The sequence below is a fragment of the Vibrio sp. 10N.239.311.G01 genome (genome assembly GCF_041465805.1).
Classification (GTDB): domain Bacteria; phylum Pseudomonadota; class Gammaproteobacteria; order Enterobacterales; family Vibrionaceae; genus Vibrio; species Vibrio crassostreae_C.
The window spans coordinates 15,314-41,648 of sequence record NZ_JBFSRM010000013.1; the positions used below are offsets into that span (position 1 = coordinate 15,314).

The window sequence follows — 26,335 nt, forward strand, 5'->3', positions numbered from 1 at the left end:
AAATACGATTGTTAAATATAAATACGTATACCTATTTTATTTAAAGGATAATACCGATGAGTAGCGATATCATTAAAATTTCAAGAAACACTGAAAACGCACCAATTAATTCTGTATCTACACAAACGGTCGCTTTTTCTCATTATAATAACTTTTCTGCTCAACTTCCGATTGACCCTAAAACGGGTGAAATAGTCATCGGTGATATTAAAGATCAAGCAGCACAATGTTTGAATAATATTAAAGCGATTGTTGAAAGCATCGACCATGTTATGGATGATGTCGTGAAGATTAATGTTTTCGTTAAGAATATTTCTGATATCGATGCTATTGATGAAGTTTACAAAAACTTCTTCCACAACAGCCTTCCAACACGCACTGTCGTGGGTGTCACTGCACTGCCAAGCAGCGATGCGCTGGTTCAAATGGATGCTCTCATTTCTAACGGTGAAGGCACTAAACCACAAGCTCCTTGCGCGCTAATTAAGGTCTCAAGAAATACGGATAACGCACCTCAAAGTGCTGTGTCTACGCAGACTGCAGCCTTTTCTCACTACAACAATCTTTCAGCTCAGTTGCCTATAGATGTAGCCACAGGTGAGTTGGTTGATGGTGGTATCAAAGCGCAAACAGCGCAATGTCTATCAAACATTAAAGCTATTTTAGAAAGCATCGGACACGTCATGAATGATGTGGTTAAAACGACTATCTACCTAAAAAATATCGCAGATGCGGAAGTGGTAAATGAAGTATGTGCTAAATTCTTCCCAAGCTACGTTCCTGCTCGTACTGTTGTTAACGCAGCTGAATTACCAATGGGTGCTTTAATTCAAATTGATACATCCATTTCACATGGCGACGGTACACCGCCGCAATTACCAGAAGACACTCGCTTACTGGTTATTGAAACCAATAATACTGTTTCTGCACCATTCATGCCTTATTCGCATACTGTTGCTTTCTCTCACTACAATCATATTTCAGCCCAATTACCTTTAGATCCGAAAACAAATGAAATCGTTGCTGGCGGGGTAAAAGAACAAGCGGAACAATGTTTAAACAATATTAAGGCGATAATTGAAAGCGTTGACCATAGCATGGACGATACGGTGAAAATTAATATTCAACTTAAGGATATTTCAGATATTGATGTGGTAAACGAAGTCTACACCACATTCTTTAATGCTGAGCTGCCTGCAAGAACGGTAGTAGGGGTTTCAGAAATCCCAATGAATGCTTTAGTACAAATTGATGCTGTCGTTTCTAACTGTGAAAGGACACCTCCACAAGACGTTGTTGCATAAATCAATTGAACCCTTCTCGATAATATCGATCAGATCTCGGTTTAGCTTCCAAATAGGGAGCAAACTCAACAGGCCGAGATCTGATCCGTTCACTTCATTACTCAAGTCCATCGAAGCGACACACCTAAGCTTATCCCGTAAACATGGTATTTATAAGGTTGAAGTGTTTTAATATGAAAAACAGACGCTTAACGTAATAAAGAAAACCAGTTTATGCAATTTCGAGCCATTTTACTGCTATGCCTTACCCTAATAGGGTGTTCGTCCAATCAAGAGTTGGTACCCGACCCAACAACCATCACGCTATTTTATGGTGATACATCCATCGCCGCAGGTGTTTTAGAGGATAAAACATTCAATTCAGTCCTTGCCGATAGGGTTGAAAGCGTTACGTTTTCGGGCTCAATATCAAAGAAAGACTCTGGCTATTTTGTCGATATGTTAGTGATTCGAGAAACAAAAGAGCCACGTTCAACACGACAGCTTAACACCTCGCTTCTAATGAAACCGGGAGAGTTAGTAGATGTTGGCGGCGTGAATAACGATGTGTTCAGGGTAATCCTCGAGTAACAAAAATAAAGTGTTCAATTAATCTGATTTTTTGCTTTACCTCAACCTAACTTCAAGTCTTAAGCTTCTCTTACTGATTAAGAAGGAGCTTATTATGCAAAATAACTACGTAAAAGAACTCGCCGTTAAAACTTACCAAGAAGACCTTCAAAAAGAGTACGTTAGATCTAAAGCTCAGCCATTCCACGCCCCAAGTTTTATCGGTGGGGTGCTGTTGTCAGTTGTGCTGGTAGGACTGTTTTAATTTATGCAGAATTTCTGATCCATTGCCAACTCTCAACATATCTATTTGCTGCACTTTAATGGCTACGGCACAATCTCTTAGGTTGAATTGTGACGCTAATGTCGAGAGGAAGTGAAGTATGGCAAGTCCAAGAGTATTAAAGTCACAGATTACTGATATTACCTGTGGCGAGAATGTCACTATCATCGAGCCAAGTAACGTTTATGGCTGTGAGCTTAAAGATGATGTGTTCGTTGGCCCCTTTGTTGAGATTCAAAAGAACACCGTGATAGGTGCGAGAAGCAAGATTCAATCTCACACCTTTATCTGTGAGTATGTGACCATTGGAAGTGACTGCTTTGTTGGTCACGGAGTCATGTTTGCCAACGACTTATTCAAAGAGGGCAAGCCAGATCCTAATCCTGAAAGTTGGGGGCGTACCTTGATAGCTGACAACGTCACGATCGGTTCTAACGCTACGGTTCTGTCTGTCAGCATTTGCGAAGGTGCAGTAATCGGCGCGGGCAGTGTGGTAACGAAAGACATCACCGAAAAAGGTATCTACGCAGGTAACCCAGCCAAGAAATTGAGAGGTTTACCGTAACCGTATTAATAAGCCGTGGTTCATGAATCATAAGGTGCGGCTTTTTAGGGAAACATTAGAGTATTTGTCATGGATGTATTTTTACACTTACTTCAACCGAATGACGCGAGTGCGCTTTTGGATTTTGAGGTCGAAAATCGAGAGTGGTTTGAGCAATTTATTCCAGTTAGGGGTGATAGCTTCTATTCAAATGCAGGTGTGACCGAGCAAATCACCAGCTTTCTAACTGAATACGAGAATGGTGAGATGATTCCTATGTTGATCAAAGATGCCAATGGCACTGTCTGTGGAAGAATCAACATCCGCGATATCGACCAGATCGCCCATAGTGGAGAGCTAGGGTATCGAGTAGGTCGTTCCTTTGCTTCAAAAGGCATTGCGTCTAACGCAGTAAAGCAGTTTCTACTCTATTTGGAGGAACAGACCAACCTTAAATATGTTGATGCCTATGCGTTAGTGGGCAATATCGGTTCCAACAAAATCTTATCCAATACCGGTTTTGAATTGGTCGAGTATGTTGAGAGCTACGCGGTGTTTAAAGGAGAACATCAAGATGCTAATTTTTATCGTAAGGTTTTAGCTGACTAGGTGACTATCAGTGCCTTATACATTAGAAGCTGGCAGCGTCCTTCTAGCCAGCTTCGAGTCTTTTTATTTAAAGGTTTAAGGTTACTTCTAGGTTTGGCCACTTCTAGATTTACGGTTACTTCTGAGGTTTGTTATGTTCGATTACGCTAATCGCGATAGCCAAAAACAGGATATCTTTCACTAGGAAGAAGTTAGTGACTAAGATGCCATCCGATACTTTCCAAGCGTTTGGCGTTGTAACCAGGAAGCTAAGTGTCACAACAAAGATAGCCGATGCAGCAATGCCTGAGTAGAAAGCTACTGTCGGCTTCTTAAATCCAACGATCAATCCAATCGCGACGATGATCTCCGCGCCACCCACCATGTTAGACACAGCTTGTACTGAGAACAGATTGTAAAGCCAGTTCATTGCAGGATGGTTTGCGATTAAAGGCTCGATAAGCATTGATTCGGTTGGCGTAAACTTGTAAATACCAATCCAAGCTAACACCAACGCTACGCCAATCACGCCTAGGTTATATCCCACATTACTCTGTTTTAAATCATAGGTTTGAACATGCATAAAAGTACTCAATTTAATAAACTCCCTGAATATGACCGCAATAGCTCAGATTAAATTTCGCATTGAGAATAATAATTAATATATTTATCTAAAAACTTAATAGGTAGCGACTTATTGTCTCGATAGGAACTCAAAGGCTAGTGATGTTGAGAACCAAAGCAATGGGTAGGCGATAGTGCTGTTCAAAAGGTAACGCGAGCTTTCTAATTTTTGTTTTCAATATTCATGATTTGGATTAGATTACGCTGATGTTCACCCTAATTATAAGAAGAGTATAACCAGTGAAAATTCATAGAATTAACCCGACCAAACGTTGGTCTGATGTAACTGTTTTTAACGGTATTGCAAGCTTTGTGGAAGTGGCAGAGACGGATACAACAGCAGGAATTAAGAGTCAGGTTCAGCAAATCTTCGAACAAGCCGAAGAAATGATGAGTTTGGTAGACAGCGACAAATCTCGCGTATTGTCAGTGACTATTTATCTCACGGATTTCGCTAACTTTGATGCACTCAATGAAGTTTGGGAAGCGTGGTTCCCTGAAGGTTGCGCGCCAAGCCGTGCATGCGTGAAAGCAGAACTTGCTAATCCTGAGCTACTGGTTGAGATGTCGTTTATGGTTGCTGCGGGTGAAAAGTTTCAATAAGCCGAACTATCGATTGAAATAAGCTTCGTAGATAGAAGTAACGAACAGATAAAACAAAGCCACTCAGGTGAATCACTTGAGTGGCTTTTTAGTGTTCTACGCTACCCGAAACTAAATCGGGTCAGGTATTAAGCGATACCTTGATCTCTTGCCATCTGCTTCGCGATCTTCGGCGCGTGCCATAGACACGGGAGCAAGATAAACGATACCGGAACCGCTGTGATTACAATGAACGACTGTAGAGCGGAGATGCCGCCTGAACCCATCGAGATAAGTGTGATCGCTACCGCACCCATGATGATACCCCAGAAGGTACGTACCGCTGCGTTTGGCTCTGTCGTACCCGTCATTACCACACTGATGGTGTAAGTCATTGAGTCACCTGTTGTCACGATGAACGTGGTCGTCAGCATCAGGAACAGAATTGCAATCAAAGTCGGGAACGGCAGTTGAGCGGTAATGGCCAGTAGCACAGCAGGAAGGTTAAAGCCTTCGAATGCACTAGAGATCACACCTGGGTTCTCTAATTCAAACGCTAGACCACTACCACCAACGATGCTGAACCAGAAACACGTTACAAGCGGTGCAACGATGCTAATAGAAACGATCATTTGGCGAATAGTACGGCCACGTGAGATACGAGCAATGAAGATCGCCATCATTGGGCCATAACCTAAGAACCAACCCCAGAAGAACACAGTCCAGCCACCTAGCCATGCTGTATCTTGGCGGTATAGCGCCATTGGGATGAAGTTATCAACCATTTCGCCCATACCTTGCAGGTAGCCATCAACGATGAAGCTCGTTGGGCCAACAAGAAGGATGTAGCCGATTAGACACACAGACAAGATGATGTTGTAACGGCTTACCAGTTGGATACCTTTGTTCACGCCGCTCAAAGCAGAAAGCGTGTACATTGCGATAGCAAAGATAATAACAACACTTTGAGTTGCAAAGCTGTCTGAAATGCCAAACAGTTCGCTCAGTGCGTAGCTGATTTGTAGGCCAAGGAAGCCGATAGGGCCGATAGTACCTGCGGCTACAGCCACGATGCTGCATGCGTCGACAACGTTACCAACCCAACTGTTAATCGCTTTGTCGCCAAGTACTGGGTAAAGCAGAGTGCGAGGCTTAAGAGGAAGGCCTTTGTCGTAATGCAAGTGCATTAACACGATGGAAGACAAACCACCTAAGATTGCCCATGCAAGGAAACCCCAGTGCATGAAAGATTGTGATAGAGCATTGAACGCCATCGCTTGAGGATCTGCGTTGCCATACAGTGGCGGAGCTGAAACAAAGTGAGCGATAGGCTCTGCGGCTGCCCAGAACACACCACCGCCGGCTAGCAGCGTACATAGGACGATAGACATCCATTTAAAGGTGGTCATTTCAGGTAGGGCAAGCGTTCCTAAGCGAACGTGGCCGGTGCGACCTAGTGCAAGCACTAAACCGATAATGAAGTTGAGAAGTAGTAGGACTTGCCAGAAAGCACCGAACCACTTAGTTGAATAACTAAAGCCGATGTTTACAAGTTCGGACAACACGGAGGTGTTGGTGAAGGCTAGGATGACAAAGAGGGTTAAAAAACTGCCACTAAGCCAAAAGACTGGGTTTCCGAGTTCCAGTTTTTCACCCAAAGATTGAGCTTTATTGAAATCGATAGAAGTAGATTCTGCGTTGATGTTTTCGTTGGCGACTTGCGTCAAGTTGGACATTATTTCTTCGCTATATTTGGCTCTTTCGAGCCTATGTATTTCTCCCACACTTGCATTGGAAATGTGAGGTTCGTCAAAAAAATCCGCGATACTACCACAATTGTTAAGAAAAAGTGGGCAAATTTAGAAAAGAAATCAGTTCTACGGCGAAATCAATCCCTTTTGGTTAGTTTTAAAACGAAATTTCAGAACGAACAAATAAAGCAGATATGAATAGAGTTTTGTAATTAAGGATACGAATTAGGCGATATTTTTTAGCGTACCGAAATAAATTTAATATTAGTTGTTCGTGCAAAATAAGTGTCGACTCATTGCATGCTATAAACAAATTAATGCGAGTCATTTTATAAATATCGAATATTTTAGGTGTTAAATTGGCACTGTTACCTACAGTTGTTTTGCGAAGAGATTTAAGTGATGAGAAATATGACACTTAAATTAAGCATATTGAAACAATAACTTAAGGGACAGCTAACATGCACCTAAACCAAGGAAGAGTGGCCAAGAAAGTTTTTACACTCAGTACTCTCACCGCGTCATGCTTAATGGCGTTCAATAGCTACGCGGCTGTGGATTGTTCAACGTTAGAAGCGTGGGATTCCGCCACGGTGTACACCGGTGGTGATCAGGTTTCACATGACGGCAGCGCGTACTCAGCGAATTACTGGAATCAAAATAACAACCCGAGCCAATTTGAGGGTGACTATGCACAATGGAAAAAGATTGATGTGTGTAGTGGTGGCGGAGGTGGCGGTACGCCAAATGAAGTACCAACGGCTTCATTAACGGCACCCTCTGCTTCTGACGTGATTACTGAAGGCGATAATGTTGTATTGAGTGCAACAGCACTAGATTCTGATGGCAGTGTGGCTTCGGTTGAGTTCTTTGTTGATGGCGCATCTGTTGCGGTAGTCACAGCGGCACCTTTCGAAGCGACTTGGGCTGCAACGTCGGGTAATCATCAGGTTTCTGTTGTTGCAACGGATAATGAAGGCGCAGCAAGTGTTGCAAGTGCGGTTTCTGTTTCTGTTGATTCAGCACAACCAGGGAATGAAGCACCGACAGTTTCAGTTGCACTTTCAGTGACATCTGTTGATGTTGGTGGTGTAGTCACACTGACAGCAACGGCAGCAGATAGCGATGGCACGGTTGATAAGGTTGATTTCTACGTAGCGGGTGCTCTTGTGGGCACTGCTGCAACGAGCCCTTACACGTTAGATTACACAACAACTCAAGCGGGTTCTTTAGCGGTTTACGCGAAAGCAACAGACGACCAAGGTGCGACTGCAGATTCTGCGTTGGCATCTTTGACCGTGAACGGCGCTCCAACAGTGAGCACATGTCGCCCTGATGGCTTATATCAAACTCAAGGTGTCGATGTTCCTTACTGTACAATTTACGATGATGAAGGCCGTGAGAAAATGGGCGCAGACCATCCCCGTCGTGTCATTGGTTACTTCACAAGTTGGCGTGCAGGGGATGACCCACAAGCTGCTTACCTAGTAAATGATATTCCTTGGGAACAACTCACACACATTAACTACGCTTTCGTGAGCATCGGTTCAGATGGCAAAGTAAACGTCGGTGATGTAAACGATCCAAATAACGCAGCGGTTGGTAAAGAGTGGCCGGGTGTGGAAGTTGATCCGGCATTAGGCTTCAAAGGTCACTTCGGTGCATTAGCGACAGCGAAGAAAAAACACGGCGTGAAAACGTTAATCTCAATCGGTGGTTGGGCTGAAACAGGTGGTCACTTCGCGACTGATGGCAGCCGCGTGGCTGATGGTGGTTTCTACACCATGACGACCAATGCTGATGGTTCTATCAACCATCAAGGTATCGAAACATTCGCGACTTCAGCGGTCGAAATGCTGCGTAAGTACCAGTTCGATGGTCTAGATATCGATTACGAATACCCAACTTCTATGGCTGGCGCAGGTAACCCATACGACAAAGACTTCATGGAGCCGCGTCGTCAATACCTGTGGGCGTCGTACCAAGTGTTGATGAAAGTGCTACGTGAGAAGCTCGATGCGGCGTCTGCGCAAGATGGCAATCACTACATGTTAACGATCGCAGCGCCTTCTTCTGGTTACCTATTACGCGGTATGGAAACATTCGATGTAACCAAGTACCTCGATTACGTAAACATCATGTCTTACGACCTTCACGGTGCGTGGAACGATCACGTAGGTCATAACGCAGCCTTGTTTGATACGGGTAAAGATTCAGAGCTAGCGCAGTGGAACGTATACGACACGGCGGCTTACGGTGGTATTGGTTATCTGAACACGGATTGGGCTTACCATTACTTCCGTGGTTCTATGCCAGCAGGCCGTATTAACATCGGTGTGCCTTACTACACTCGTGGTTGGCAAGGCGTAACGGGTGGTGAGAATGGTCTTTGGGGTCGAGCAGCACTGCCAAACCAATCTGAATGTTCAGCGGGTACGGGTGAAGGCGAGAAAAACAACTGTGGCCATGGCGCTATTGGTATCGACAACATGTGGCACGATACCGATCCAAAAGGTAACGAAATGGGCGCGGGTTCTAACCCTATGTGGCACGCGAAGAACCTAGAGAAGGGTATTTGGGGCTCTTACGCTGAAGCTTACAAGCTTGATCCTGTGAATGATCCTTCAGATGTTCTAACGGGCACTTACACGAGAAACTACGACAGTGTGGCGGTTGCCCCTTGGTTGTGGAACGCAGAGAAGGGCGTATTCCTTTCAACAGAAGATAAACAGTCTATCGACGTGAAAGCGGACTACGTTATCGACAAAGAGATCGGCGGCATTATGTTCTGGGAACTAGCAGGGGATTATAACTGTTATGTTCTCGATGCGAATGGCAACCGAAGCTCTATCGATACGACTGAGCAAGCGTGTAACAGCGGTAACGGTGAGTTCCACATGGGTAACACCATGACGAAAGCTATCTACGATAAGTTTAAGTCTGCAACACCATATGGAAACAAAGTAGCGACGGGTGCTATTCCAACAGAAGCGCTAGATATCGCGGTATCGGTTGGTGGCTTCAAAGTCGGTGACCAAAACTACCCAATCAACCCTAAGATCACGTTCACGAACAACACAGGGCAAGCTCTTCCGGGTGGAACTGAGTTCCAATTCGATATCCCAGTATCTGCACCTGATAACGCGAAAGATCAATCGGGTGGTGGTTTGACCGTGATTGCTTCAGGTCATACTCGCGCGGATAACATCGGTGGACTAGATGGAACCATGCACCGAGTGGCGTTTACGTTGCCGACATGGGAAGAGCTTCCTGCTGGCGGTGTGTATGAGTTAGACATGGTGTATTACTTGCCAATTTCTGGCCCTGCTAACTACGCGGTGAATGTCGGTGGCGTTGATTACGCGTTTAGCTTCGAGCAGCCAGATCTACCATTAGGTGATATCAGTTCAGGTGGCGGTAACCCTGGCGATGGTGGCACCAATCCAGGTACATGTGATACGGCAGGTTTAGCGGTTTACCCAGACTTACCTCAGAAAGATTGGGCGGGTAATCCAAGCCATGCAAACACAGGTGACCAAGTGGTTCACAACGGCAGTATTTACCAAGCAAACTGGTGGACAAGTTCTGAACCGGGCAGTGATGGTAGCTGGACTCAGGTTTGTTCTTAATCTAACGCTAGATTATGTATTCATAGATAACGAATGAGAATGATTTTAAGTTTATTTATCAATACCTTAGTTTGATTTAAATACATGACTGAAGCGTAAAATTAAAACGCCGAACTGAATCCAGTTCGGCGTTTTTGCTATAAGTCACAGATTGCGTATAGAAACCTCTCAGAATATCGACACTCGTTCAGTAAAAAAGATAAGTATGATATAAAACAGTCTGCCTATAACAAAAAATAGCGTTACCTAAAATTAGAAAGCTATGGGGTAATCTTGAAAGTCAGACGTAAATACATTCTTAGTTTCTCAATTGTGCTGGCCGTAGTTTCTCTGCTCCTCTCTGCTGTTCAATTCAACCGGACGAAAGAATCATTATTAGATTCCAACCAATTCTTCTTTCGTACTATTGTGAACGCGAGTTACGACATCGTAGACACCACAGTCAACGAAGCGATCAAAACCTATCTAAAAGGTGTGACTGATACCGTCGCCTCTCACGCACTGCGTGTCTCTCCAGAACAAGAAGTTGAAGAAGTCATTCGAATTGCCAACGAATTGGTGATTGGAGAGTCTGGTTATATCTACCTGATGTCACCACAAGGTATTCATCTATATCACCCGTTTTTACAAGGGAAAAATCGCGCGCATTTAACCCATATTCAACAACAACTGAGCTTACAGTCTGGAATGACCCAATACTCGCACGCCAATCCACATGAAGTTGGCAAGCGTGCGAAGGTCGCATATTCAGTGAGGCTACCGAGTGGCAATACATTGGTGGCGACCACCTATAAAGATGAACTGATGTACCTGGTTGATCTCGAAGCACTTAAAGACAAATTGAGAAAGTACTCGTATGGCGATAGTGGCTATGTATATATCGTTGATTTACAAGGCACGTTAGTCCTTCAACCTAACTTTGAACACGAGCACTTAAAAACCTTGATTGATGACTCTTCAGAGTTGCTTATCGATAAAGTCGTCGATGAACCTGAAGGTCACTTTAGTTACTCTATCTCTACGGCAGATGGCACGACGAGTAAAAACATCTTCTACAAGTTTTATCCGTATCTTAATTGGGTTATTTCTGCTGGTGTCTTAGAACAAGAGCTCAACAAGAACCACAGCTTATTGTTGGCAAGTTTGATGACGTTGGTTGTTAGTCTACTGAGTATCATTGTTGTTCTGGTGCTTTACCTGCGGCATCGTCATCTCAAAATATTGGATGTTGCGAGCCTCGATTACCTCACAGGCCTTCCTAGCCGACGGAGTTTTATCGAGCAGCTAAAACTGAAAATTACTCAAAGGTCGCCTTATCCGCTAACAAATGTCGGTGTCATTTTGCTGGATATTGACCATTTCAAGCGGGTGAACGATCAATATGGTCATGCTCAAGGCGATAGGGTTATCTGTGAGGTCGCAAAATCACTGAAGAGATTTGTTAACCGTCGTCGTTTGATTGCACGCTATGGCGGTGAAGAGTTTATTTTGGTGACGTTTGATTGTGATGAACATGAGTTATTCGAATTATCAGAGGCGTTACGGTTATGTGTTGAGCAACTTCAAGGCTTAGTGTCGCCAGTAACAATCAGCGCTGGTTGTTGCCATGCTCAAGCACTGACTGACATTGAAACCGCTATCGATAAAGCCGACAAAGCGCTTTATCAAGCAAAAGAGAGTGGACGTAACAACACTCAAGCGTATCGAGAGAACGAATATCACGTTGCTTACATGTGATCGGTTGAAAGCCTCATTGAATTGAAAAGTTTTGTTCACACAAATCGAGCTCTTGAGAACGACAAACACAAAAAAGCCCAAATAGATCGCTCTATTTGGGCTTTTTCAGAATTATTTGAAAGGCTAATCGTTAATTTAAGCTTTCGCTGCTTTCATCGCTTCCGTTTTTTTTTCCTTTTGCATTTTTGCAAGGAAGTAGATGTTTACACAAGCGATAAAGCCGTTGGTGGCTGCAACTGGCCATGCGTCAATCATGATGCCGTATGCTGTGAAGAGTGCACAGCCAATAAAGTTAAGGACACGCAGACGAACGATATCTTTCATTGTTAATGAAATTGCGACCATAATAGACGCAGCGTAACCTAAAATTTCAACCATATTGAATTCCATTGTTTGACCCTCTTAAATTTGCCGATACTTTGTCGGTACCAATTCTTCTCTTCATGAGATGATTGAGGAAGCTCCGTGCCTCGAATGGTCTGGTTTTGTTTAACGGGGAGAACTATACCAACTCTGTTTTTGTGATTAAACCCCCAAAACAGACAGAGGTGAAGGTTAGCGATTACGCAAACGTTTAATGACCTTTCTATTAACATAATTACTATTTATGTTGGAGGTTGAATTGATAGTTATTCTTATATAGGTAAGGAAGCCTCGAATGATAAAACGATCCATTTGTGCAACAAAAAGCATAAAAAAAGCAGCACTATTGGCTTTGATGGCTATTGGGCTGACCGCATGCTCTACACAAGAAATACCATCCACACACAATTATGGTGTGGTCACTAGCGGTGACTTTGGTTTCATGAAACACGGCGTGATGACGTACTCCTGGCACCCTGAGTCAGAAAAGGTTTACCTTTCTCAAAAATACGACGAAACCGTGGTAACCGATTTAGTGCGTGATTCGATTCAAGAACAGCTCTCAAGTAAAGGTTATCAGTTAAAGCAGGATGGTGTCGGTGATGTTGTTGTAGGCTTTGGATTAGCGGAAGAATCGGAACTGAACGATGAGTCTATCTTCGATGCGATTAAGCTATCTACTGGTGTGCCATTTTACGATGGTGAAGGTAAAGTCGCGGAGAAAGGGTCGTTGTACATTGCGTTTTTCGTACCTAACTCAGAGGTCGTACAATGGCAAGCATTAGCACAGTCTGGCATCCAACCTGATTTAGAGCCAAGCGAGAGCAAACAGCGTATTACTGGCTTTGTTGAAATGTTATTTAGACGCATGCCTGAGCGATAGCATTAGGCGTTGAATGCATTCGTGGAGTAAATATTAGTTGTGGAAAATATGGTCAGATCGCAGATTATACTTTTTTATTTGTAACGAATGGTACAAATACGTAAAGCAACGTAAAGTTCGCGCTTCTTTTGCTAGCATTTGTCTATACTGCTCAAAACGTTAACTTAGGTTTGATTCAATGAAACTGTTTTCCAAATACTCTCTCCCTCTATTAAGTATATTCATTGTAAGTAACGCCGCGATGGTAAGTAATGCAGCTATCGCAGCACCTTCTATAGTACCAAGCCCACCTAGCCTAGGCGCAAAAGGGTATGTGTTAATTGATTTTAATTCTGGTGATGTGCTGGTAGAAAAAAACGCACATACGAAGTTAAACCCAGCAAGCTTGACCAAACTGATGACCAGTTATGTGGCAGGTCAAGAGATGAAGCGAGGCAACATCTCTGCTGATGATCAGGTACGAATCAGTGAGAACGCGTGGGCGAAGAACTTCCCAGACTCTTCAAAAATGTTCATCGAAGTAAACACCGATGTAGCAATGATGGATCTTTATCGTGGCTTGATTATTCAATCCGGTAATGATGCTAGCGTTGCGATTGCAGAGCATGTTGCAGGCTCACAAGATGCATTCGTTGACCTGATGAACTCTTGGGCTACCTCTCTGAAGCTAGAAAACACCCATTTTGCCAATGCACATGGTTTGGATGCAGACGACCTCTATTCGACTCCTTACGATATCGCGTTACTCGGTCGTGCCATTATTCGTGATTTACGGGATGTGTATGGCTTATACAGCGAACGCTCTTTCAGTTACAACGGCATCACTCAACATAACCGTAATGGCTTGTTGCGTGATAGAAGCTTAACCGTTGATGGCATGAAAACGGGCTACACCTCTGGTGCTGGCTACAGTTTGGCGAGTTCAGCGACACAAGGTGAGATGAGACTTATCGCGGTTGTGATGGGCGCATCAAGCGTTAAGAGCCGTGAATCAGACAGCAAACAGCTGTTGAGCTACGGTTTCCGTTTCTTCGATACACTAAACCCGCATAAAGGCGGCGATCAAGTGGCTGAAGAGAAGGTATGGTTTGGTGAGCAAGACACATTGAAATTAGGTGTGGCAGAAGACACGTTCATTACGTTGCCTAAGTCAGACAGTAAAAAGCTGACTGCATCTATCGAGCTTAACTCTGAACTGAAAGCGCCAATTGCAGAAGGTCAAACTCTAGGTGTGGTTCATTACACCGTTGATGGCGAAGATGTTCAAACTCAGCCTTTGATCGCGCTTGAAGCGGTTGAACAGGGCGGTTTGTTCAAACGTTTAATAGACTACGTTAAGCTGTTCTTCGCGAGCCTGTTCTAAATAGAGCCTGTGGCGATAAGCCGCGCTGAAAAGTCGAAATATTATGGGTGTTGTGAGTGAATCACAGCGCCCTTTGTTATTTCTACATCAATGAAAACGCCGCGCCGCACTATCTTTATTAGCCGTAGCGGGCGGTTTCGATTACTATACGCAAAATTTAGCAGTGTAGTCACTTATGACGATAGATATAAAGAACGTAACCGAACCCGAAGTAACCTGTGCAAATTGTCAGGCATGCTGTTGTCGTTTAGAGGTTATGATCATCACAGATACGGGCGTACCTGAAGAGCACATCGCTTATGATGAATGGGGCGGTGAAACCATGAAGCGCTTAGACGACGGCTGGTGTTCTGCGGTAGATAGAGAAACACTGATGTGTACTATCTACGAAAACCGACCATGGATCTGTCGCGAGTTCGAAATGGGCTCTTTCGAATGTGTTGACCAGCGCAAAGATGTGATGGGCTAGGCGTCTGCAGTATTGAACTCAGTAACTAAAGTACGCTAATGAACTGTGATAATCACATTAAAATTAAATATCAGGGTTCTATACCTTAAGCAGTTGTAGAACCTTGATGCGTTTTATGAGATCAAATATTGAGTGAGATAAGAGTCTTAGCTCGATAAGTTAGAGTTTAGAACTCGGAAGGCACTTCAAACTCCATCCATTCACCGGTTGTCGGGTGAATCAACTTTAAGTAGCCAGCGTGCAGGTGTAAGCGCTCGCGTTTGTATCCGTATAAGTCGTCACCACGAATAGGTACAGCAAGCCCTAATGGATGAGCACAGTGCACTCGCAGCTGGTGGGTTCGCCCTGTTTTAGGGTACAAGTGAACCTTGGTTTTGCCATTGTGAGTGCTAACCACTTGCCAATGGGTCTCTGCATTTCGGCCGTGTTGGTGACAAACCAGTTGTCTTGGTCTGTCCGTGATGTCGCCGCGCAAAGGAAGGCTGATATTGCCAGATTCGCCCGTTATCTCGCCATCTAACAAAGCGGTGTAGCGTTTCTCTACGGTTCTATTAATGAACTGCTTCTGAATATGCTTGTTTGATTCCGCCGTGAGCGCCAAGATCAACAAACCTGACGTCGACATATCCAACCTATGGATAATCAAAGGACCAGTCGCATCCGGGTAACGCGCTTTTATGCGGGTATAAACTGAATCTTCGATGAACTTACCGGGAACCGACAAGAACTCTTCAGGCTTATTGACGACTACGATTTCATCGTCTTCATAAACAATATTAAAAGACTTACCAACCGCAGGGTTCACGATAAGCGGGTTATCTTCTAGCTCTATGCCACTTAACTGGTGTTCGAGGATCTCAAAGCTTTTACTCTGACAAACAGGGTAGAGGTTTGCGTGTTGTCGAATGATGTCTGTAGGCGGTAATCCCCACCAAAACTCAGATAATGCTAACGGCTTGAACCCGTGTTCAAACGCAAAGTTAAGCAGCTTAGGTAGGCAGCAGTCACCAGAGCCTTCAAGCGCGTCTTTACCATCGAGCAACTCGAGTAAATTCTTAGATTGCTTGGCTTGATTGATAAAGCGATAGTGAGAGAGGCGTTGAGTTTCCAACTGTTGTGAAACTGCTTGGTGATCTTGCTTACGGTTTTTCAGTTCGCTTTCAATCAAATCAATTTGTGATTGGCGCTCTGCGATCTTCTGTTTCCACTCAATACGAAGTGCTTTTAGGTCACGTTTCTCTTGGCTACTTTGATTGCCCAGTTGTTTGAGCAAATTCGCCGCTGACTCTAGATTCCCTAATGCTTTTTCTTGATTGGCTTGTTCTCTGAGTTCGTTACGCTGAGCTTTGTTTGCGGCCATTGCTAACTGAAAGGCTTCGATAGCTTTTGCTGATTCGATTTTTAACCCTTCAAGCTCGGCCAATAATGTGTCTAGATTGTGCGACTGTTGCAGCTTTTCAATGTCGTCCGAGAGCTGCAATTGTCGAGCAAGGTTCGCACTGTTTTGAGATTGAAACTGTTTTGAATCGAAGGCTGGTGGAACAAAGTGAATGTTGTTTAACTGAGAGACCAAAGCCGGATCTAACTGCAAGCCTGAAAACGCAGAAAGGTAACCTAACCCTTGTGTGGTTGGATTCTGAACAAGAAGCACAGCGTAGAGATTACCTTGCGAGGTTTCATTCACACCACAGTCGACAAGTGATTGCTGAAGCTGCAGCATAGCGAATTCACACACAGGGTGCGGGGTATAGTAATACGGAAACGTAAAACGAGTCGGTAGCGCTAAATCGACATTCGTGTTTGCTAGGTGCAGAGGTGTGTATTGAGCGACGTTTGTTGGCATTAAGATCAGACTCTATGGCTGTTCAGTTAGAGTTCGGTATTGTTGTCGAAATGAAGACAAATGAGAAGCCAAAGCAGAAGATAAATCGGCTTTGGCTTCATTTAGTTTCTTGTGTTTACTCTAGCAAGCACGTGTTTGAGTGAAACTCGATCAGTTCGAGTGTTCTAGCTCTACTTGCTCAGCTTTTTGGTAAGCAGGGTGGCTCTTTAAAAGTTCACCGTATTTAGCGATGTTAGGGTAAAGCGCAGTTGCACCAAAGTTACCCACGATTTCTACGATGAACGACATCATAAAATCTGCACCTGTTAGTGTGTCTGCAACCAAGTAGGTTTTACCTTCAAGTGCATTATTCACGTAAGTGAGGATCTTTTGGTTTTCGTCGTCTGCATAACCGCCTAGGAAGTTAGTTTCGCAGCCGTCTTTCATCACAAAGATCTTAAGTAACATTGGCAAAATACCTGAACTCTCAGCGAAGTGAAGCCATTGCGAATACTCAACGTAGTTTGCGGTGCCGCGTGTAGGTGCGAACTTACCCTGACCGTATTTGTCGATTAGGTATTCCGTGATAGCACCAGATTCAGTGATCACGACGCCATCGTCTTCAATGACAGGAGATTTACCCAATGGGTGCATGGATTTGAGTTCTGGTGGTGCAAGAAAAGTGACACTGTCTCGTTGGTAGGGTTTGATTTGGTAATCTACCCCAAGCTCTTCCAATAGCCAGATGATGCGCTTTGAGCGCGACTTATTCAGGTGATGCAAAGTAATCATGATTCTACCTAGTTAACGGGTTCAGTTTATTGAATTTATTTAGCTTCGTTCGTTTTGATAACAAGCTTACCGAAGTTCTGACCTTCCAATAGGCCCATGAATGCTTGTGGCGCATTTTCTAGACCTTCAACCAGGTGCTCACGATAGTGCATCTTGCCTTGAGACAACCATTCTGTCATTTGAACAGCAAATTCGTTGTAACGGTGTGCGTAGTCATCAAAGATGATGAAACCTTGCATCTTAATTCGTTTAACCAGCAACATACCCATCAGGCTAGACATACGATCTGGTCCTTCAGGCAGTGAAGTCGCATTGTATTGAGAAATAAGACCACACACAGGAATACGAGCACCTGTGTTAAGCAGAGGCATTACTGCATCGAATACCTTGCCGCCAACGTTTTCAAAGTAAACGTCGATGCCGTTGTCACACGCTTTAGCCAATTGCTCCGCGAAGTCGTCAGCTTTGTGGTCGATGCATTCATCAAAGCCAAGAATCTCTTTCGCGTACTGACACTTCTCTTGACCGCCTGCAACGCCGATAACACGACAGCCTTTTAGTTTGCCGATTTGTCCAACGGTTGCGCCTACAGCACCTGTTGCTGCTGCAACGACTAGCGTGTCGCCTTCTTTAGGTTGGCCGATATCAAGCAAGCCCATGTAAGCAGTAAAACCAGGCATACCCATGATGCCAAGCGCGTAAGAAGGGTGCGTTGGTTCTTTACCTAGTTTGATAAGGCCTTCACCGTTAGACACACCAAGATCTTGCCAACCTGTGTAAGCCAGTACCCACTCGCCAATTTCGTAATCAGCGTGGTTTGATTCTTCAACCTGACATACGGTTGCGCCTACCATCACTTCATCAATCGCAACGGGATCTGCGTAGGATTTAGCATCGCTCATACGACCACGCATGTATGGGTCTAGAGAAAGGTAAACTGAGCGAAGTAACATCTCGCCGTCTTTGATGCTTGGCGCAGCTATTGTCTCTAAACGGAAGTTGTCTTGAGTCGGTGCGCCAACTGGGCGAGAAGCCAATACGATTCGGCGATTGTCTTGTTGAGTCATTGGATGTCCTTAATTGTGTATTTTATACATTTAGAATTAGACCAGTCGTCTAGTCTTGTTGTCTAAAAATCCCGCCGTCATCAAATTGATAAGAGGGCGGGTGATTTTTTTAAGTTAAAGCCAATAAAGCGCGCTGCGCGTTATTAGCTTTCACCTTTTAAAATTCGTTCGGTAAGGCTCAAAGCTGACTGTAAGCTATGTGAGCTTTGGCTCAGCTTGCTCAATAAGCTGGCGCCTAACCACATTGAGTATAGGTTCTGAGCTGCTTCTTGGCTCTCTTCAACCTTTATGGAGCCATCTTCAATACCGCCGACAATGCACTGTTCGATGGTATTCGTCACTTTTTCTGCACCCTTTAATAGCGCTTGGCGCATAGGATCAGAAAGATCAGAAACTTCCGCGCTGAGTTTAACGACCAAGCATTTATGAGCATTGCAGGTGCCGTTTTCAATCTGTGACCATCGAGTGAAATAACTGACAATTCTCTGGTAATGGTTGCCTTCACCATGAACCAAAATAGTTTCAACTCTGCTGATGTAGGTCTCAAAATAGTGCTGGATCAGAGCCTCGCCAAATTGCTCTTTCGATTTAAAGTAGTGGTAAAACGACCCTTTCGGCACGTCCGCTTCTTTAAGCAATTGCGATAAGCCAACGCCGTTAAAGCCGTTGTTCACTATTAATTGGTAGCCAACATCTAAAACATGCAGGCGTGTGTCATTCGTTTTTTCGTTCATGGGCGGTACTATAAGTTAAATTAGACCAGTCGTCTAGTGGTCGGTTTTCGAGGGTATATTTGGTCGTTGTTACAGTAGCTAAATAGCTCAATATCTAAAGAGGCTTCAAATGTTCAGATATAAAAAAGCCCCGACATAGCGCGTATGTTGGGGCTTAAATCAATCACTTCGATTATTTGATAGAGATGAGTTCTACATCAAAAATCAGAGTCGATGATGGTGGGATAGGGCCTGAACCGCCTTTACCGTAAGCTAGAGTGCTTGGAATAAATAGACGAACTTTTTGGCCTTCAACCATGTAAGTCAAACCTTCTTGCCAGCCTTTAATTACTTGCTTAAGAGCAAATGAGATTGGCTCGCCGCGCTCAACAGAGCTGTCGAAAACAGTGCCGTCGATTAGCGTACCGTGGTAGTGAACCGTTACTTTGCTGTTCTTAGTTGGGTGCTCTGTGCCTGTACCTTCTTCAAGAACAAGGTATTGAAGACCGCTTTCAGTCGTAATCACGCCTTCTTTAGTGCCGTTTTCAATTAGAAATTGTTGGCCTTGTTCGAAGTTTTCTCCGCCAGACTTATGATTCGTCCAAGTACGGTAAATCATGAAACCCGCCAAAAGAAAGACAATGACCGGGATGACAAATTTAGACATAGTAAAACCTATTTATATTGAGTGCTGAATTTCGTAGTTAATACAAAATGTGTTAATCAGTTGACTAAAGCCGTGATTATGGTTGAGTCAAAAGGTAGTTGATCGTTTTTGCAATGCCAGCAACGTCTTGGTGACCTGCTGTTAGTACTTGGTATTTACCGTTGATGATAAAGGTTGGTACTGAGTTGATCTGACCTTTTACTGAGATCTCTTCTGCTTGCTTAACGTAGTCGAAAAGAGCGACTTGCTGTTCTTTATTCAGCTGGTATGGGCTAACCAAACCACGAGAAGTAAACGCTGTCTCTAGTGCTTGTTGACGCTGCTCAGGTGTTGCATCTGCACCCATTTGAACGGCACCAAATAGGTCGTCCATGAATGCGTGGTCAGGCGTCGCATCAAGCTGCATCACTGCTGTGTAGTAGATCATTGCGCTGATTTGAGCGCTTTCGTTGAACGTCACGTGCATCTTGCCAATAGTTTGGTCTGTTAGAGATTCAATCTCTGGAATGGCACTTTCCATTTGACGGCAGTGACCACAGTTAAGAGAGAAGATTTCAGTGATCGGAGACAAGTTAAATTCTGTTAGAGCAGTAGGAAGCGCTTCGTATTGAACGCCTTTTTGTGGCTCGTCTGTTTCACTACAACCCGCGATAATGAGTACGGCAGCGAGTGCTGTGATGAATTTAGTAAATGGTTTAAACATAATGTTTGCTCTAGCGTTGAGAAGTCGTGAGATTCTAACTATTTAGTACGAATTGGAAAACAATTATAAGGTAAATAAATGCAAACAGTTCGAACTAGCGGCTGAACACAAGCTAGTAGACGGTTAACTGTGATCAACAGCACTTTTTTGGGTTCTGCTTTCTTTTCGTCTAAAGTTTTTCCCTCGGTGCCGATATAGACATTAGTGAATGGTTTATCTGCATGAGTGGTTGGTGAAGTAATGAGATATTTAGCGATAATGTTAAGCATAGCTTTGGTTGGGTGTGAAGCCACGTCACCAACTGACTTACTTGGCGGTGACATGCTAGAGACTGCACCACAAACCGATTACGACTTGATGCATCCTGAATGGGGTGTGGTTCAAACGACTCATGTAGCAAGCAATCGTGGGTACTCTATCCAGAGTAGCACTCATCAACACAGAACCATCACGACCAACTACGGACGTGGCGTTTCGACTAACGACCCACTGGAAGTCTTTTTAAGACAAAACCGCATCGATTTTGAAGTGTTGCCGGGTAACCATGTGATGGTAAAGCTTGAGCAGCACGTGAACTTTAAAACAGGTTCAGCATTCCCTGAGCCAGCGTATAATCAATGGCTAGATACGCTAGGCAGCTACCTTGCTCAACGCCAAGATATTGATGTGGTGATTGAAGGGCACACCGATAACACGGGCACAGATCGAATCAATGATCCGCTTTCAGAGCAGCGAGCAAAAGAAGTGAAGGCTCGATTAGAGAGTAACTACGTATCAAGTCGTTCCATCTATACTCGTGGCTTCGGTGAGTATGTTCCAGCTTGTACGAACGCTTCTGCGCAAGGCAAGGCGTGTAACCGCCGTGTTGAATTGATGCTGATTGTCACGAAGTAGTCGTTTGAACTTTCGCGCCCAATTTGAAGCGATTAACGCCAAATAACAGACATAAAAAATCCCTCACATTCGAGGGATTTTTTGTATCTGACTTTTGTTGCTTTATTGCTTATGCAAACTGCTTTTCTAAGTAAGTCACGATATCTGAAGATTCGTACATCCACTCAGTTTTACCGTCTTTTTCGATACGTAGACAAGGCACTTTCACACGACCGCCGCCAGCTTCAAGCTCAGCACGGTGTTGCTCGTTGTTTTTTGCATCACGAAGTTCAAATTGAACCGACTGACGTTTCATCGCGCGGCGCACCTTCACACAAAATGGGCACGCTTCGAATTGGTATAACGTGTGCGTTTTTGCTTGCTCATTTACTTTGCTTTGTTCTTCTTGAGAACGCTTCACACCACGTGGGCTGAAAACAAAATTCAATAACAAGATGACACGACCTAAGAACCAACGGATAAACTTCATAACTCTCTCTACATATTTAAAATTAGCGTTACAATTTGCAGCATTATATACACAAGTTTTGTCAGATGCTCGCAACAAACCGCTAATATCTATTTTGTCCGTTCGATCGTATGAGACTTAGCCACATTTAGCCCTAAACGCTTAGACAGTCGAGTCAGATTTGCTCGGTCTGTTTTCAGAACTCGCCCTGCTTGTGCCCAGTTAAAGTTGGCATCTTCCAACACCTCAGTAATGATACTGCGTTGAAAATCGTCCGTTGCACCACGTAGCCCTGCAGAAAGGTCGATCGTTGGTGTCGATAATGGTGTGTTTTTCACCTGAGTCGTCGCAATTGGCTGATCTTGGTCTAGAGGACCACAATCTTCCTTGGTGATTGTCACCAGGTTTTTATTGGTGCTGCGCGCTAACGCTTTCAATGCGGAACGACTGATCACATGCTCAAGTTCACGCACGTTACCCGGCCAACCATAACGGTTTAGGAAAGAAAGAACGTCGGAGCGGAACTTAACTTGGTTGATACCAAGCTTACGACGCGCTTGTTCTAAGAAGAAACCCGCTAATAGGCTGATGTCGTCACCACGATCTTTCAGTGCTGGCACCGCGATAGGATACACACTCAATCGGTGGTACAAATCGGCTCTGAATCGACCGTCTTCAACTTCTTGTTTTAGATCTCGGTTTGTCGCTGCCAATACTCGCACATCAATGGTTTGAATGTTGTCTTGGCCAACCGGTTGGATTTCGTTGTTTTGCAGCGCACGTAGGAGCTTACTTTGAGCGGCCAAAGGCAATTCACCAATCTCATCAAGGAACAGTGTGCCACCATCGGCTAAAGCAAATTTACCTAAGCGGTTTTTGTCTGCGCCAGTGAACGCGCCACGAACGTGACCAAACAGTTCACTCTCTACTAAGTTTTCAGAAATTGCAGCACAGTTTACGTAGACGAGTGGGTTACGTTTACGTTGAGATTGGTGGTGCAGGGTGCGAGCCACAAGCTCTTTACCAACCCCGGTGTCACCATGAATCAAGATATTAAACTCAGATGGAGCTACAACAGCGATGTCGTTCTTAAGCGCGACCATGGTGTCACTGTTACCAATCAACTCACCGCCGTCACGTTCCCACGCTTCTACGTTCAATTCTTCGAGTAATTGCTTTGACTGTTTTGCTTGATGCTCAAGTTGCGAGAAGGTCAGTGCCATCTGCATGGTTGAGGCTGCAATAGCTGCCAGTACTTCAAGGTTACGCGCCGGAATATTCGCGAAGACATCAGGTTTCAAGCTGTCTAGAGTCAGAATACCTAAGAGCTTATCGCCAAATAGCAAAGGCAAGCCCATACAAGCATGCATTGGTAAATCGCCATCATGGTCAATAAGCAAACCATCGAAAGGATCGGGTAAGGAGCTGTCAGCATCGAAACGAACAGGAGAGCGAGACGCGCAGATCTCTTCAAACCGTGGGTGTTCTGAAATGATAAAGCGACGACCGAACGTATCTCGGCTGAGCCCTTGCATTGCGATAGGTACTAGCGTGTCGCCTTGAAGGCTTAAAAGCGCGACACAATCACACGTTATGGTTTTGCGAATGGCATCGATCAGGCGATTGAAACGATCTTGATCGTTGACACCACTTGCGAGGCCAATGGTCATTTCCATGAGGGTAGATGCGGAGATATCTTGCATAAAAAACTCTAACTGTGTGTGTTTATCTACATAATAGAGTCTTATTGACTTAAAAAAAAGGTCTTTTTGACATTTTTATAAGATGAGTTTTGAGAAGAAAACCAGTAATGACGGGGATTGATAAAGTTGGCACTGATTGTGCAGAAGATACAGAGAAGCCCAATTATAGCGCTGATTAAACAGACTATTCTTGATCTCAATCAATCAGGTTGCATTAATCAGGTTTCGCGATTTTTTGAAATGAAAACGAGTCAAAATAACTCAGTTTCTAAAAATAACTAAGGTTTCAGAAAATCGATAAGTCATTCTTAATTTTTAGTAGTCAAAATGACATATAGGTCATAAGGCTCAGTGTTCGGAGTAAATTCATGCTTAACAATGCACATATCGAAATCATCAAATCTACTATTCCTCTACTTGAGAGCGCAGGCCCAGCTTTAACTCAGCATTTTTATCAACGTATGTTCACGCATAACCCTGAGTTGAAAGATATCTTCAATATGACTCACCAAAGAACAGGTCGCCAAGGCGTAGCACTGTTTGAAGCTATCGCGGCATATGCAAAGAACATTGAAAATCTAGCAGCGTTAACAACTGCCGTTGAACGTATTGCTCAGAAACACACAAGCTTTAACATTCAACCAGAGCACTACCAAATTGTTGGTTTGCACCTGATTGAGACATTACGTGAACTAGCTGCTGACGCCTTTACTCCAGAAGTGGAAGAAGCATGGACAGCCGCTTACCTATTCTTGGCGCAAGTATTCATCGATCGTGAAGCTGAACTTTACCTACAGCGAAAGCAAGCTGTTGGTGGTTGGGAAGCAGCGCGTGCGTTTGTGATTGCAGACAAAATCGAAGAGTCAGCGCTAGTAACAAGCTTTATCCTTCAGCCAAAAGACGGCGGTGAAGTTCTGGATTACACACCAGGTCAATACATCGGTATCGAAGTGAAACCAGAAGGCTCTCAATACAGCGAGATTCGTCAATACTCACTGTCTGATAAGCCAAACGGCAAGCAATACCGTATTTCTGTTAAACGTGAAGGACAAGGCCAAGAGACACAAGGCGTTGTATCTAACCACCTACACGATACGGTTGCTGTTGGTGATGAGGTTAGCCTATACGCACCAGCGGGTGACTTCATGTATCAAGAGCGCAGCAAGCCAGTAACACTTATCTCTGCAGGTGTTGGTGTAACGCCAATGCAGTCTATGCTTGAGTTCCTAAACACGGAAGATAAAAACGAGCCAGTACTTTACCTTCACGCTTGTGAGAACGTAGGCCAACACTCTTTCACGACTCGTGTTAAAGATATTGTTGCCGACAAAGGTTGGGAAGCGAAAACGTGGTACATGAACAAAGATGAATCTGCATGTGAAAACACGCATCAAGGTCAAATGGATCTAGCGTCTATCTCTGATACTAAAGGCTTTGAAGAGAGCGATTTCTACATCTGTGGTCCTGTTGGTTTCATGAAGAATATCGTAGAGCAGCTAGATGCAATGAAAGTTGACCGTTCACGCGTTCACTACGAAGTATTCGGCCCTCACGCTAACTTCTAATAGGTCTCGGCATTTCTAGTAACACTCGCCTGAACTATTAATACCTTGCCTATTCAAAGGCCTCACAGTGTGAGGCCTTTTTGGGTTTGGTTGGTTTTGTCTGACATCATCGACTACTGCAGAACACGATGGTTCAGCTAAGATCTTTTCGCTTCTATCTAAGAACGTTTCATCTTCTTGGACATGTAGTCGGAATCGAAAAACTCAGGCCAGTACATTTTTACGTAACCACCGGCAACCCAAATCACTAGAATGGTGGCGATGGTTAGCTCAAAGAAACCAAACTTGTGTAGCCAATACCATTGTGGGTATTCCGCGCCGAAAAATGTAGTTAGACGATGCATGGCAATAGCGCTGATCACAGATGGGAAGGTGACGGCAGCAATCGAAGGTTGGAACTTCAAACGCATCAGGCGGATGTAACACAAGTAGATCAGCAGTGTCATGGTGATAGCAATACCAGCCAACGCGCCTGTTAGAATCGGGTCTGGGTTGTCGAAGTTAACCAAGTAAGCCGCTAAAGACAGGTTCACAGGTGCTGCCATGATGGCTAAGGTTGGTCTTGCTCGGCGGGGCAGGTTTCCTTCGAATACCAAGCGGTACAATACCACTGGCAGCATTAGGAAATAGATACCGATACAAGTGGCCGCAAGTGTTTCTGAAAAAACGGTGTGCCCAAATTGTGAACCTGCTAAGGAACTGCTGATTAACCCAACCGGATACAGAAACCAACTCGGTACAATGTTCGACATTTTGAAGTTGATGATCTGGAAACTAAAGAACAACACCATCATGGTAAAATGCAATAACAACGCGCAGAACCAGACTGGGTAAGCAATGACTGGAGAGATTTCGGCTAAATAGTCGCATAGAATCAATAACGCCATGCTCATTGGTGCCATCAAGCTTCCACTAAGCGGATGACGAATGTCATTGATGAAAGTATTAAAGCTGGTGAGATAACGAAGTAAAACGGGTAGCAATAACAGTGCGCCAAATGCAGCAAGGTAAGGGCGAATGATCTCACCAACCCCAGGCAGATATAATGCCCAAGCTTGTCCTAGTCCAATAACGCCAAGTGCCAAAGACGCCTGAGATGGCGGCACATTTTTTACTTGGGTTAACCTTCTCCAGTTCAACGACTTGCTCCGACTTAGTTAATTACAGAATATTGGACTATTTGCCTTAGTTAGAGTGTGTAGGTCTTCCATCAATAGATTTTGAGGGCACTCAACTAATTTTGAGTGGATGATACCAAGTTTAACGTTTGCTTTTTTGATTTTGATACGGAA

Annotated in this window: 25 protein-coding genes; 13 read left to right on the forward strand and 12 right to left on the reverse strand. The window is 44.2% G+C overall.

The window, feature by feature from the left end; all coding sequences use genetic code 11:
* The first annotated feature begins 56 nt into the window (after positions 1–56).
* From AB6D06_RS12205 to AB6D06_RS12225, 5 genes are all read left to right on the forward strand, one after another.
* Positions 57–1,304 carry a RidA family protein gene (locus AB6D06_RS12205; RefSeq protein ID WP_372110330.1) on the forward strand — a complete coding sequence of 416 codons (1,248 nt, stop codon included), beginning with the start codon at positions 57–59 and terminating at the stop codon, positions 1,302–1,304.
* 213 nt (positions 1,305–1,517) lie between these two features.
* Entirely contained in the window at positions 1,518–1,874 is a 357-nt protein-coding gene (locus AB6D06_RS12210; RefSeq protein ID WP_017062659.1) for a hypothetical protein, read from the forward strand.
* A 94-nt stretch (positions 1,875–1,968) separates the two neighbouring features.
* Positions 1,969–2,118: a hypothetical protein gene (locus AB6D06_RS12215; RefSeq protein ID WP_017062658.1), complete on the forward strand. Its 150-nt coding sequence runs from the start codon at positions 1,969–1,971 to the stop codon at positions 2,116–2,118.
* A gap of 118 nt (positions 2,119–2,236) precedes the next feature.
* Positions 2,237–2,701 carry an acyltransferase gene (locus AB6D06_RS12220; protein WP_017062657.1) on the forward strand — a complete coding sequence of 155 codons (465 nt, stop codon included), beginning with the start codon at positions 2,237–2,239 and terminating at the stop codon, positions 2,699–2,701.
* 69 nt (positions 2,702–2,770) lie between these two features.
* Complete coding sequence (locus AB6D06_RS12225) at positions 2,771–3,289, forward strand: GNAT family N-acetyltransferase (protein ID WP_017062656.1); 519 nt, start codon at positions 2,771–2,773, stop codon at positions 3,287–3,289.
* Between the two features lie 115 nt (positions 3,290–3,404).
* Here AB6D06_RS12225 and AB6D06_RS12230 read toward each other — a convergent pair whose 3' ends face one another.
* On the reverse strand, positions 3,405–3,851 hold the full coding sequence (locus AB6D06_RS12230) for a DUF417 family protein (protein ID WP_372110375.1): 447 nt from the start codon (positions 3,849–3,851) through the stop codon (positions 3,405–3,407).
* A 281-nt stretch (positions 3,852–4,132) separates the two neighbouring features.
* On the opposite strand from AB6D06_RS12230, the gene AB6D06_RS12235 reads away from it, so the two are divergent.
* A complete protein-coding gene (locus AB6D06_RS12235; RefSeq protein ID WP_017062654.1) occupies positions 4,133–4,495 on the forward strand; it encodes a RidA family protein in 363 nt (120 codons plus the stop codon).
* A 128-nt stretch (positions 4,496–4,623) separates the two neighbouring features.
* Here AB6D06_RS12235 and AB6D06_RS12240 read toward each other — a convergent pair whose 3' ends face one another.
* Entirely contained in the window at positions 4,624–6,210 is a 1,587-nt protein-coding gene (locus AB6D06_RS12240) for a BCCT family transporter (RefSeq protein ID WP_372110332.1), read from the reverse strand.
* A gap of 476 nt (positions 6,211–6,686) precedes the next feature.
* On the opposite strand from AB6D06_RS12240, the gene AB6D06_RS12245 reads away from it, so the two are divergent.
* Together AB6D06_RS12245 and AB6D06_RS12250 are read left to right on the forward strand one after the other, a co-directional pair.
* Complete coding sequence (locus AB6D06_RS12245) at positions 6,687–9,854, forward strand: chitinase C-terminal domain-containing protein (RefSeq protein ID WP_017065692.1); 3,168 nt, start codon at positions 6,687–6,689, stop codon at positions 9,852–9,854.
* Between the two features lie 273 nt (positions 9,855–10,127).
* Positions 10,128–11,591 carry a diguanylate cyclase domain-containing protein gene (locus AB6D06_RS12250; protein ID WP_372110335.1) on the forward strand — a complete coding sequence of 488 codons (1,464 nt, stop codon included), beginning with the start codon at positions 10,128–10,130 and terminating at the stop codon, positions 11,589–11,591.
* Positions 11,592–11,726: 135 nt separating this feature from the next.
* Here the strand turns inward: AB6D06_RS12250 and AB6D06_RS12255 are convergent, their stop codons facing one another.
* Complete coding sequence (locus AB6D06_RS12255; protein WP_017068159.1) at positions 11,727–11,981, reverse strand: YgjV family protein; 255 nt, start codon at positions 11,979–11,981, stop codon at positions 11,727–11,729.
* Positions 11,982–12,249: 268 nt separating this feature from the next.
* Between AB6D06_RS12255 and AB6D06_RS12260 the strand changes: the two genes are divergently transcribed.
* The 3 genes from AB6D06_RS12260 to AB6D06_RS12270 all read left to right on the forward strand — a co-directional run bounded on the left by AB6D06_RS12260 (position 12,250) and on the right by AB6D06_RS12270 (position 14,669).
* Positions 12,250–12,837, forward strand: a complete 588-nt coding sequence (locus tag AB6D06_RS12260) for a DUF4136 domain-containing protein (RefSeq protein ID WP_065583917.1) — start codon at positions 12,250–12,252, stop codon at positions 12,835–12,837.
* Between the two features lie 178 nt (positions 12,838–13,015).
* Positions 13,016–14,200 carry a D-alanyl-D-alanine carboxypeptidase family protein gene (locus tag AB6D06_RS12265; protein ID WP_017072216.1) on the forward strand — a complete coding sequence of 395 codons (1,185 nt, stop codon included), beginning with the start codon at positions 13,016–13,018 and terminating at the stop codon, positions 14,198–14,200.
* A 175-nt stretch (positions 14,201–14,375) separates the two neighbouring features.
* A complete protein-coding gene (locus AB6D06_RS12270; protein WP_080582263.1) occupies positions 14,376–14,669 on the forward strand; it encodes a YkgJ family cysteine cluster protein in 294 nt (97 codons plus the stop codon).
* Positions 14,670–14,835: 166 nt separating this feature from the next.
* Here AB6D06_RS12270 and AB6D06_RS12275 read toward each other — a convergent pair whose 3' ends face one another.
* From AB6D06_RS12275 to AB6D06_RS12300, 6 genes are all read right to left on the reverse strand, one after another.
* Complete coding sequence (locus AB6D06_RS12275; protein WP_102333491.1) at positions 14,836–16,512, reverse strand: RluA family pseudouridine synthase; 1,677 nt, start codon at positions 16,510–16,512, stop codon at positions 14,836–14,838.
* A 150-nt stretch (positions 16,513–16,662) separates the two neighbouring features.
* Positions 16,663–17,283: a glutathione S-transferase family protein gene (locus AB6D06_RS12280; protein ID WP_372110337.1), complete on the reverse strand. Its 621-nt coding sequence runs from the start codon at positions 17,281–17,283 to the stop codon at positions 16,663–16,665.
* A 35-nt stretch (positions 17,284–17,318) separates the two neighbouring features.
* Positions 17,319–18,350: an NADP-dependent oxidoreductase gene (locus tag AB6D06_RS12285; protein WP_017062644.1), complete on the reverse strand. Its 1,032-nt coding sequence runs from the start codon at positions 18,348–18,350 to the stop codon at positions 17,319–17,321.
* A gap of 143 nt (positions 18,351–18,493) precedes the next feature.
* Entirely contained in the window at positions 18,494–19,084 is a 591-nt protein-coding gene (locus AB6D06_RS12290) for a TetR/AcrR family transcriptional regulator (RefSeq protein ID WP_017062643.1), read from the reverse strand.
* Positions 19,085–19,256: 172 nt separating this feature from the next.
* Positions 19,257–19,730 (reverse strand): FKBP-type peptidyl-prolyl cis-trans isomerase, encoded by a 474-nt coding sequence (locus AB6D06_RS12295; protein WP_017062642.1) that lies wholly within the window; start codon positions 19,728–19,730, stop codon positions 19,257–19,259.
* Positions 19,731–19,806: 76 nt separating this feature from the next.
* Positions 19,807–20,433, reverse strand: coding sequence for a thioredoxin domain-containing protein (locus tag AB6D06_RS12300; protein ID WP_017062641.1), 627 nt, complete (start codon positions 20,431–20,433; stop codon positions 19,807–19,809).
* Positions 20,434–20,691: 258 nt separating this feature from the next.
* On the opposite strand from AB6D06_RS12300, the gene AB6D06_RS12305 reads away from it, so the two are divergent.
* A complete protein-coding gene (locus AB6D06_RS12305) occupies positions 20,692–21,327 on the forward strand; it encodes an OmpA family protein (protein ID WP_372110339.1) in 636 nt (211 codons plus the stop codon).
* A gap of 109 nt (positions 21,328–21,436) precedes the next feature.
* On the opposite strand, the gene AB6D06_RS12310 is transcribed toward AB6D06_RS12305, so the two are convergent.
* Positions 21,437–21,796: a glutaredoxin gene (locus AB6D06_RS12310; protein ID WP_017062638.1), complete on the reverse strand. Its 360-nt coding sequence runs from the start codon at positions 21,794–21,796 to the stop codon at positions 21,437–21,439.
* 89 nt (positions 21,797–21,885) lie between these two features.
* Entirely contained in the window at positions 21,886–23,478 is a 1,593-nt protein-coding gene (norR, locus tag AB6D06_RS12315) for a nitric oxide reductase transcriptional regulator NorR (protein WP_017062637.1), read from the reverse strand.
* 368 nt (positions 23,479–23,846) lie between these two features.
* Between norR and hmpA the strand changes: the two genes are divergently transcribed.
* Positions 23,847–25,043, forward strand: a complete 1,197-nt coding sequence (gene hmpA / locus AB6D06_RS12320) for an NO-inducible flavohemoprotein (RefSeq protein ID WP_017062636.1) — start codon at positions 23,847–23,849, stop codon at positions 25,041–25,043.
* Between the two features lie 158 nt (positions 25,044–25,201).
* Here hmpA and AB6D06_RS12325 read toward each other — a convergent pair whose 3' ends face one another.
* Positions 25,202–26,149 (reverse strand): TDT family transporter, encoded by a 948-nt coding sequence (locus AB6D06_RS12325; protein WP_372103292.1) that lies wholly within the window; start codon positions 26,147–26,149, stop codon positions 25,202–25,204.
* Positions 26,150–26,335: the final 186 nt, after the last annotated feature.

Excerpts from the sequence above, each read along its gene's own strand:
- AB6D06_RS12205 (WP_372110330.1), top strand. The coding sequence starts at position 57 with ATGAGTAGCGATATCATTAAAATTTCAAGAAACACTGAAAACGCACCA.
- AB6D06_RS12210 (WP_017062659.1), top strand. The coding sequence starts at position 1,518 with ATGCAATTTCGAGCCATTTTACTGCTATGCCTTACCCTAATAGGGTGT.
- AB6D06_RS12215 (WP_017062658.1), top strand. The coding sequence starts at position 1,969 with ATGCAAAATAACTACGTAAAAGAACTCGCCGTTAAAACTTACCAAGAA.
- AB6D06_RS12220 (WP_017062657.1), top strand. The coding sequence starts at position 2,237 with ATGGCAAGTCCAAGAGTATTAAAGTCACAGATTACTGATATTACCTGT.
- AB6D06_RS12225 (WP_017062656.1), top strand. The coding sequence starts at position 2,771 with ATGGATGTATTTTTACACTTACTTCAACCGAATGACGCGAGTGCGCTT.
- AB6D06_RS12230 (WP_372110375.1), bottom strand. The coding sequence starts at position 3,851 with ATGCATGTTCAAACCTATGATTTAAAACAGAGTAATGTGGGATATAAC.
- AB6D06_RS12240 (WP_372110332.1), bottom strand. The coding sequence starts at position 6,210 with ATGTCCAACTTGACGCAAGTCGCCAACGAAAACATCAACGCAGAATCT.
- AB6D06_RS12245 (WP_017065692.1), top strand. The coding sequence starts at position 6,687 with ATGCACCTAAACCAAGGAAGAGTGGCCAAGAAAGTTTTTACACTCAGT.
- AB6D06_RS12255 (WP_017068159.1), bottom strand. The coding sequence starts at position 11,981 with ATGGAATTCAATATGGTTGAAATTTTAGGTTACGCTGCGTCTATTATG.
- AB6D06_RS12260 (WP_065583917.1), top strand. The coding sequence starts at position 12,250 with ATGATAAAACGATCCATTTGTGCAACAAAAAGCATAAAAAAAGCAGCA.
- AB6D06_RS12265 (WP_017072216.1), top strand. The coding sequence starts at position 13,016 with ATGAAACTGTTTTCCAAATACTCTCTCCCTCTATTAAGTATATTCATT.
- AB6D06_RS12270 (WP_080582263.1), top strand. The coding sequence starts at position 14,376 with ATGACGATAGATATAAAGAACGTAACCGAACCCGAAGTAACCTGTGCA.
- AB6D06_RS12275 (WP_102333491.1), bottom strand. The coding sequence starts at position 16,512 with ATGCCAACAAACGTCGCTCAATACACACCTCTGCACCTAGCAAACACG.
- AB6D06_RS12280 (WP_372110337.1), bottom strand. The coding sequence starts at position 17,283 with ATGATTACTTTGCATCACCTGAATAAGTCGCGCTCAAAGCGCATCATC.
- AB6D06_RS12285 (WP_017062644.1), bottom strand. The coding sequence starts at position 18,350 with ATGACTCAACAAGACAATCGCCGAATCGTATTGGCTTCTCGCCCAGTT.
- AB6D06_RS12290 (WP_017062643.1), bottom strand. The coding sequence starts at position 19,084 with ATGAACGAAAAAACGAATGACACACGCCTGCATGTTTTAGATGTTGGC.
- AB6D06_RS12295 (WP_017062642.1), bottom strand. The coding sequence starts at position 19,730 with ATGTCTAAATTTGTCATCCCGGTCATTGTCTTTCTTTTGGCGGGTTTC.
- AB6D06_RS12300 (WP_017062641.1), bottom strand. The coding sequence starts at position 20,433 with ATGTTTAAACCATTTACTAAATTCATCACAGCACTCGCTGCCGTACTC.
- AB6D06_RS12305 (WP_372110339.1), top strand. The coding sequence starts at position 20,692 with ATGTTAAGCATAGCTTTGGTTGGGTGTGAAGCCACGTCACCAACTGAC.
- AB6D06_RS12310 (WP_017062638.1), bottom strand. The coding sequence starts at position 21,796 with ATGAAGTTTATCCGTTGGTTCTTAGGTCGTGTCATCTTGTTATTGAAT.
- norR (WP_017062637.1), bottom strand. The coding sequence starts at position 23,478 with ATGCAAGATATCTCCGCATCTACCCTCATGGAAATGACCATTGGCCTC.
- hmpA (WP_017062636.1), top strand. The coding sequence starts at position 23,847 with ATGCTTAACAATGCACATATCGAAATCATCAAATCTACTATTCCTCTA.